An 8,631-nucleotide genomic window follows, 5' to 3' on the forward strand; every position below is an offset into this window, starting at 1 on the left:
ATTAATTTAGGCGAGTCGATAACCTTCCAAGCACGGGCAACAGATAATACCAAGGTGGCTGGACTGCAATTGCTGATTGATGGTACTGCGGTAGTGCTGGATAGCAATGGTATGGCGACTTTTACGCCAACCATTGCAGGGACGATTATTGCTAAAGCTTACGCTACTGATACGAATGGTAATATTGGGCAAGCGATATTCGATGTGGCTGTAATTGATACCAGTGATGTGAATGCGCCTGATGTCAGTCTTGATTTGGGTGCTTACGCTAACGGCACAGTTACAAGGCCAGTTAATATTAAGGGCACTGTTAGCGACGATAATCTAGATTATTACGTACTGCTAGTTGCGCCGATTGGCAGTAGCGATTTCAAAGAGATTTTCCGAGGCACAAGCACTGTTAATAATGATGTACTAGGCAAGTTTGACCCATCTCTGCTGGAAAATGATTCGTACACCCTGCGACTGGAAGCTCATGACAAGGGCGGGAACGTCAGCTTTGTGGAAGACACGGTTAATGTGTCTGGCGAACTAAAGCTCGGTAATTTCCGGTTGTCGTTTACGGATTTATCTATCCCTGTAACTGGAATTCCAATTACACTAACTCGTACCTATGACAGCCTAAAATCCGATAGCACAGATGACTTTGGATACGGTTGGCGCATGGAATTCAGGGACACGGATTTGCGAACCTCAGTTGGCAAACCCACAGGAGAAGTTGCGGAATTAGGAGGGCAAAACCCCTTCAAAGATGGCACGAAAGTATACATTACACTTCCGGGAGGGAAACGGAAAGGCTTCACTTTTAAGCCAACGATTGACCCAATTTCCCAGTATTTAAGAGGCGCTGGTGGTGTTGACTCTGACCCAAATCTATACCACCCCTCATTTGTCGCTGATGCTGGCGTGACCGATACTCTCACTGTTCAAAACACCCGCATTATTCATGGGGCTGGCACTAATCAGTACTACGGGCTGGGTGGCAGTGCTTATAATCCTGCCGATACCTATTATGGTGGTGTGTATGTTTTAACCACGAAAGAGGGCATTGTCTATCAAATTGATGCAGCAACAGGTGATTTGTTGACTGTCACGGATACTAACGGCAATACGTTAACCTATACAGATGCGGATATCACTAGCTCGACTGGACAAAAGATTACGTTTGGGCGGGATGCTCAGGGACGAATTGCGACTGTTACTGACCCGGCAGGGAAGGTAATTCGGTATGATTACAACGCTCAGGGCGATTTGGTTAGTGTTACGGATAGAGAAGGTAACACTACCCGCATGGAGTATGACCAAGAGCGTAAGCACTACCTTGACAAAATCATCGACCCCTTTGGCAGGACTGGTGTCAAGAACGAGTACGGTGATGATGGGCGGTTGAAGTATCTGGAAGATGTTAACGGTCAGAAGGTGGAAATGTCCTATGACCCCAACAATTCCAGGCAGACTGTACTAGACCAACTCGATCATGCCACTATCTACGAATACGATGCTCGTGGCAATGTTCTCACTGAGATTGATGCTCTTGGTCAAATCACCAAACGGACTTATGACGATAACAACAATGTTCTGGAAGAAACCGTCATTTCAGACCGTTCTGGGGGAAATGGTTTTACCACTAAATATACTTACGATTCCCAGAATAACAAGCTGACTGAAACCGACCCTCTTGGTAACATCACTTACTATACTTATGGTGCTAATAGTCGTTTACTGACTGAGACTGACTCACTAGGTCGCACCACAATTAACACTTATAGTAAGAGTGGTAATCTCCGTTCAACTACTGATGCTCTTGGTAACACTACTGGTTACGACTACGACCTCAGAGGTCAACTCCGGTCTGTCAAAGATGCTAACGGTAATCTCACGACCTTTGATTACGATGACAATGGTAATGTCACCAGCGTTACAGATGCTTTGGGTAATGTTACAGCCTATACTTATAATGCCAACGGCGACAAGCTGACTGAAACTCGTCAAATGACCACACCCACAGGTCTAAGGACTTTACTCACAACCTGGACTTATGATGACAACGGTCGGATGAAAACGATGACCGATGCCGAAAATCATACCACAACTTATGAGTATGACAAACTTGGGCATCAAACTGCTGTTACTGATGCACTCAATCATCGTACTGAGTACAAATATGATGAAAAAGGTCAGTTGATTGCAACTATCTACGCAGATGACACGCCCGATAATCCTGATGACAATTTACGCTCAACCAGCCGTTATGATCAGGCTGGGCGCACAATTGCCACCATTGATAAAGCTGGACGGGAAACACGCTTTGTCTATGATGATGTTGGTAGGTTAATTGAAACTATCAATCCAGATACAACACCAAATAATTGGGATGACAACCCTAATACTCGTACTGAATATTACAGCGATGGTCTGGTAAAAGCTGAGATTGATGAACGGGGCGATCGCACTGAGTTTCGCTACGATGCTGATGGTCGAGAAACTGTGGTAATTTATGCTGATGATACACCTGCAATTTTAACAGACAACCCCAGAACTACTTACACTTATGACAAAACAGGGCAGAGAATTGCTGAAACTGATGCCCTCAACCATACCACCACATACAAGTATGACGACCTGGGACGGTTAAGCAAAACTGGGTTTCAAGACAAGACTTACACCACCAGTGAATACGATAACCTGGGTCGCCGTATTGCAATGACCGACCAAAGCAGCAAGCGTACTGAATATCGCTACGATGTCTTGGGTCGTCTAACTGGGGTGAAGAATGCGCTTCAAGACTGGACGGAATACGGCTACAACGAAGTCGGGAACCTGATTTGGATGGAGGATGCTAACGATCGCCGCACCAATTATGAATATGATGGTGTCGGTCATCGCATGGCGGTAATTTTGCCGATAGGTCAGCGTTCTGATACTACTTATGATGCTGTTGGCAATCTGAAGACGTACACAGACTTTAACCGTAATACCATCACCTACAGTTACGACCCGATGAACTGGATGACTTATAAGCAGTTCCAGGATGGGTCTAAGGTAACGTATACTCACACATCCTACGGATTGCAAGACGTTATTAAGTTTGTTGACGCTTCGGGTCAAACTACTGCAACTTATGATTATGACTATGATGAGCGCGATCGCCTGACAAAACGAACTGATCCAGATGGACGCAAGATTGAGTATACTTATGATGCTGCAAGTAATCGCACTTCAGTTACTACAGCTTCAGGTACAGTATATTACACCTTTGATGCTCGTAACCGCCTTGACCAAGTAATAGAGAATTCTGTTGTCACAGCAGATTATGAGTACGATGCAGTAAGTAATTTGGTGCGTACTACTTTAGCTAATGGTACGCAGGAAATTCGTTCTTATGATGACCTCAACCGCTTGAAGTTTTTAGAAAATCATAAGGGTGACACTATTCTCTCCAGCTACAGTTATACCCTGGACAAAGTAGGAAATCGCACCAAAGTTGTTGAACACGATGGACGTACTGTTGATTACACTTACGATGACCTGTATCGGTTGACTGAGGAAAAAATCACTGATGCAGTTAATGGTGATCGAGTTTATGACTACATTTATGATCAAGTAGGCAACCGCAAAACCAAGAGTGAAAATGTGAACGGTGCTACAACGGTTACAAATTATGCCTATGATGCCAATGACCGATTGTTAAATGAGACTGTTAATCAGCAAATAATTGCTAATTATACTTACGATAACAATGGCAATACCTTAGCGAAGACCGAAAATGGCATTACAACTGAATACACTTGGGATTATGAAAATCGTTTGATTGCGGCGATAGTGAAGGATGCTAGTGATGCTGTTCAGCAACAGATGCAGTATCGATATAACGATAATGGTATTCGGGTTGCAGCAACGATTGATGGAGTTGAAACGCGGTACTTAATTGATGAAATGCAACCGTATGCACAGGTTTTGGAAGAATATTCTTCTAATGGTGCTGTGCAGGTGGAGTATATTTATGGTAATGATTTGATTGCTCAGGAGAAGGGTAGCGATCGCACTTTCTACCATGTTGATGGCTTGGGTAGTACACGGGTGTTGACTGATTCAACTGGTAGTGTTGTCAGTACGTATAATTATGAAGCTTACGGGGAATTAATTAGCTCTACTGGTGGGGTAGAGAATAAGTACCTGTTTGCTGGTGAGCAGTTTGATGAGGCTTTAGGGGATTATTACAATCGGGCGAGGTATTATGATGCGGATACTGGAAGATTTACTAGCCGGGATACGTATGAGGGTGAGTTAGGCAACCCGCTCACGCTGCATAAGTATATTTATACCCATGACAATCCAGTTAATTTTACTGATCCCAGGGGATTGTTTTTAGAATACAGTATTGGAGGTCTTGCTGCTGCGTCTCTAATTGAAAAAGTTTTAGTTAGTATACTAATAGTAGGTACTGGTGTAGCTTTAGGATTGGGAACGTATTTAGGTATACAAGCTTTTTTAGATTTATATATTCCTTATTTCAGTTCAACTGACGGCGACAAAGCAAGTGATATCCTAAAGGAAGGCGCAATTCCCAATCCAAAAGTCAAGAAATCGGAAAAATCTAAAGAGTATAACAAACTGGGTGATTTTGATACAGCCAATGACGAGTTTGATAAGGTTGTTGAAGAATTAGGAGTAGATAAATCTACAGTAAAAGACCAAGGAGGTGGTACACGGTCAGCAGAACTACCAGATGGTTCACGTATAAGTGTTCGGAATATAAGTAATGAAGGTTCTCCAACTATACAAGTTGATCCAGTAGGAAGTAAAAAACACACTAAATTTAGATACAAGTAATCGAACAAAAATATTTACAGTCATTGCGAGCGAAGCGAAGCAACCCCAACCCTTGCGATTGCTTCATTCCGTTTCGCTCCATTTGCAATGACATTTTGTAATTAATTCTGTCTAACTACTTAAATCACCATCGCATTGAGAAAAATTATGACTGAAGAATGGAAATTTTTGAAGCCTATTTTCAATGATGAAGAAGTAAATAAACTTAGGGAAACACTAAACAAAGTTGTAGTTGGTTCTGGAAGTACTGTCGAGCCTAGTAAGCTTAATATTATTAAGCAGACTGATTGGATCGCCATACCAACTGAAAGCGGAGATCATTTTTCTGAAGAAGATGAAATTAAACTCTTGCAAGCAGTATTGGAGAATAAAAATCAAGAAATCATAGCAATAGCATTTGAGCCTTTAAAAGCGTTCCCCCCTGCATTTGTATTTCCAGCAACGGCTGAAGCAATTGAAGAATTCAATTGGAAGTGTGGGATTTTTTGGTTTGCGCTTTATTCTGGAGAGCCTGATTGGGTCATTATTTGTACTAAGCTAGATTTCCTTTTTATTACTGGAAAACATAGTTTCGTTAGTCAATTTTTAGGCTGTGAAATTCAAGAAGCTTTTGCTGACTTCTACGAATTAGCATTAAGTTATTCTGATGATGATCCTGAAAAAAAGTCCTTACTACAAGTGTATAATCGACTTTGGCGTGAATATCCTAAGATAAATACTGGAGAAGTTATCCAACTTTTGCCTGTACCGAGAAATGATATCAAGTCTGAATGATCTGAATGAATAAATGAGACTCTTAATCAGCAAGTAGTTGCTAATTATACCTACGTTCACAATGGCAATACCTTAACAAAGACCGAAAATAGCATTACAATTGAATACACCTGGGATTATGAGAATCGATTGATTGCTGCAATAGTGAAGGATGGTAACGGCGCAACGCAACAATCAATGCAGTATCGCTACAACGATAATGGTATTCGCGCGGTACTAGATTTGCTCTTAGTTTTTCTTATTTATTAGTGGAATCGCAATTCCTCGTAGGTTGGGTGGAGCAAAGCAAAACCCAACATAAATATTATTTGCCACCAACAGATATTTTGCAACACCATTAACTACAGTTCTGATCAGTATGGTCGCCTCAAGCAAAAGACCTTTACTGACCCCAGAGTTGCAACAGTCTCTTACACTTACGATCCAGTTTCGTCGCAATTGAAGACTGTAACCGATGGGCGCGGCGTAACACAGTATAACTATGACTTGCGCGATCACTACCAGGATAACGGTACTGTTGAATCACGGCAATATGATATACGCGATCGCTCAACCCAAGTGACAACGAGAAATGTCACGGGTACAATATTCTCTGACTTTAAATACACACTTGATGGAGTCGGCAATCGTAAGAAAGTCGAAGAATATTCTGGTCGCAGCGTTGATTATACTTACGACTCGCTGTATCGCCTGACTGAAGAAAAAATCACTGATGCAGTTAATGGCAACCGCATCTACGATTACACTTACAACAAAGTAGGAAATCGGAAAACTAAGAGTGAAACTGTCAACAGTGCTACAACGGTTACAAATTATGCCTATGATGCCAATGACCGATTGTTAAATGAGACTGTTAATCAGCAAATAATTGCTAATTATACTTACGATCACAATGGCAATACCTTAAGGAAGACTGAAAACGGCATTACAACTGAATACACTTGGAATTATGAGAATCGGTTGATTGCTGCAAGGGTGAAGGATGCCAATGGTGCAATGCAACAATCAATGCAGTATCGGTACAACGATAATGGTATTCGAGTTGCAGCAACGGTTGATGGAGTTGAGAGGCGCTACTTGATTGATGAAATGCAGCCGTATGCACAGGTTTTGGAAGAATATTCTTCTAACGGTGCTGTGCAGGTCGAGTATGTTTACGGTAATGATTTGATTGCTCAGGAGAAGGGTAGCGATCGCACTTTCTACCATGTTGATGGCTTGGGTAGTACACGAATACTGACTGATGCAACTGGTAATGTTGTTAGTACTTATGATTATGATGCTTACGGGCAATTAATTAACTCTACTGGTGGGGTGGAGAATAAATACCTGTTTGCGGGTGAACAATATGACCAGAACCTTGGTGATTACTACTTAAGACAACGGTATTACAACAGTAGTACGGGAAGATTTACAAGAAGAGATACTTATTTAGGAAATGTTTTTGACCCTACAACTCTCAATAAGTATATTTACACTAATTCAAATCCAGTAAATGGTATAGATCCATCAGGTCTATTCACACTTATGGAAGAAGTGGAAGCAGACGTTATAAGTGAAGAGGTTGACATACAACAATCTACTCTTTACACCACCACTCCTTTTGTGTTACAAGCTGCACGGATAACTGCTGGATTTTTAGCTCTGGCTGCTGGGGTAGTTTCGTATATTCTTATAGAGGAAGCGAAAAAAGGTAAAAAAGATCAATTTCAGTACAAGCTTTACCCAGACAATGAAAAAACGCGCAAAAAAATAGACGAACTTGATGATAAAGATGTTAATCAGATGAGAGTACAACTACAGTATAAAGAACAGTACGATTATGGAATAGCTTTACTCAATGTTCCAGAAGTGGGAGTTAATCAGCCGCAAGTATTTTCGGGACTTTTTGAACTATGGCAAACTCGTAGGAATGCAACATGGTTCCCTCTAAATAGATATGAGTCAAATCTAGTTGGTGCTATAGTTTATGTCAGTAATGAAACAAAGTATATAGGACCGACAAATCAGGGAAGATATCAAGTTGCATCTGGTCAGTGGGATGGAGATGGAAGGGTAGTAAAAAAAGGAGATTACAGAGTTGACGTGGAAAACCTCCGAGGTACAAATTTGAGAACTCCATCACCAAAGCCATAAAACTAAACTTGATAAAATTGAGTTGTTTAAATTTGATTATTTGAGATTAATTAGCTGAAAACTATGAACCATTTAATTAATGAAATTTTTGTAAATATAAAATCTGACGACGAACATATATGCAGTAATGCAATTACTGATATATCATTCATCCTAGAAATTTATTCTTGGCAGTTACCACAAGACAAAAGAAGGAGTAGATATGAAAGTTTAATCAAACAGGAGTTAATCGATATCAATTTAACTGAGAACGAAGAGTCAGAAATTGTTGAATTCCTCCAAAGACAGATTATTGATTCAAATAAATTCACTAGCAGTTTATTATTTACAATTGGTAAAACCTCATCAAAAACTGGACTTGTACCCTTACTAGACATTATTCAAAATTACTCTTCTGAATTTGATACAAATGAGTCCTATCAAGCTTTAGTTTCTTTAGAGAGGTTATTGTTTTGGGATGATAACGGGATTGAGAATTTTGGATTATCTGATGAACAGAAAAGAAACATTATTTCTCAAACCAATCCTACACCTTTTATAGAAAGCAAATTGGCATGGGCATTGAATAATTCTCATTCACCCTATTCATCCGGTTTGCAGTATACTGCCGAACGTTTACTGGATGGTTTAAGTCAGTTACTGGAAAAAACTACCGAATAAAGGGCGCAATAGAGATATTTCAGCAATTTTTGTAACTTTTTAAGATATCGCTACCTATTCCAGTTAACCAGCACATGCAATTTTCATCCATGCCTCGAAGATACTCTTCGCCAAATATTGCTTAACAATCTTCGCCATTGACGTTTCTGGTAGTACCATCGCCCCATTCCACGGAAATGGCAAATACAAAGATGTCAAAACCGTCTTAGATGCCGAAAAAGCAGCCAT

At 40.7% G+C, this 8,631-nt stretch carries 4 protein-coding genes; all 4 read left to right on the forward strand.

The genetic code is table 11. The features are described from left to right. On the forward strand, positions 1 to 4,833 hold a 4,833-nt coding region (locus V7K31_RS03005), incomplete at its 5' end, for an RHS repeat-associated core domain-containing protein (protein ID WP_335092507.1). Positions 4,834 to 4,980: 147 nt separating this feature from the next. Continuing rightward, positions 4,981 to 5,607, forward strand: a complete 627-nt coding sequence (locus V7K31_RS03010) for a hypothetical protein (RefSeq protein WP_335092508.1) — start codon at positions 4,981 to 4,983, stop codon at positions 5,605 to 5,607. 438 nt (positions 5,608 to 6,045) lie between these two features. After that, positions 6,046 to 7,743 carry an RHS repeat domain-containing protein gene (locus V7K31_RS03015; protein WP_335092509.1) on the forward strand — a complete coding sequence of 566 codons (1,698 nt, stop codon included), beginning with the start codon at positions 6,046 to 6,048 and terminating at the stop codon, positions 7,741 to 7,743. A 63-nt stretch (positions 7,744 to 7,806) separates the two neighbouring features. Continuing rightward, positions 7,807 to 8,403: a hypothetical protein gene (locus V7K31_RS03020; protein WP_335092511.1), complete on the forward strand. Its 597-nt coding sequence runs from the start codon at positions 7,807 to 7,809 to the stop codon at positions 8,401 to 8,403. Positions 8,404 to 8,631 lie beyond the last annotated feature (228 nt).

The sequence above is a fragment of the Nostoc sp. genome (assembly GCF_036917675.1).
Lineage (GTDB): Bacteria > Cyanobacteriota > Cyanobacteriia > Cyanobacteriales > Nostocaceae > Nostoc.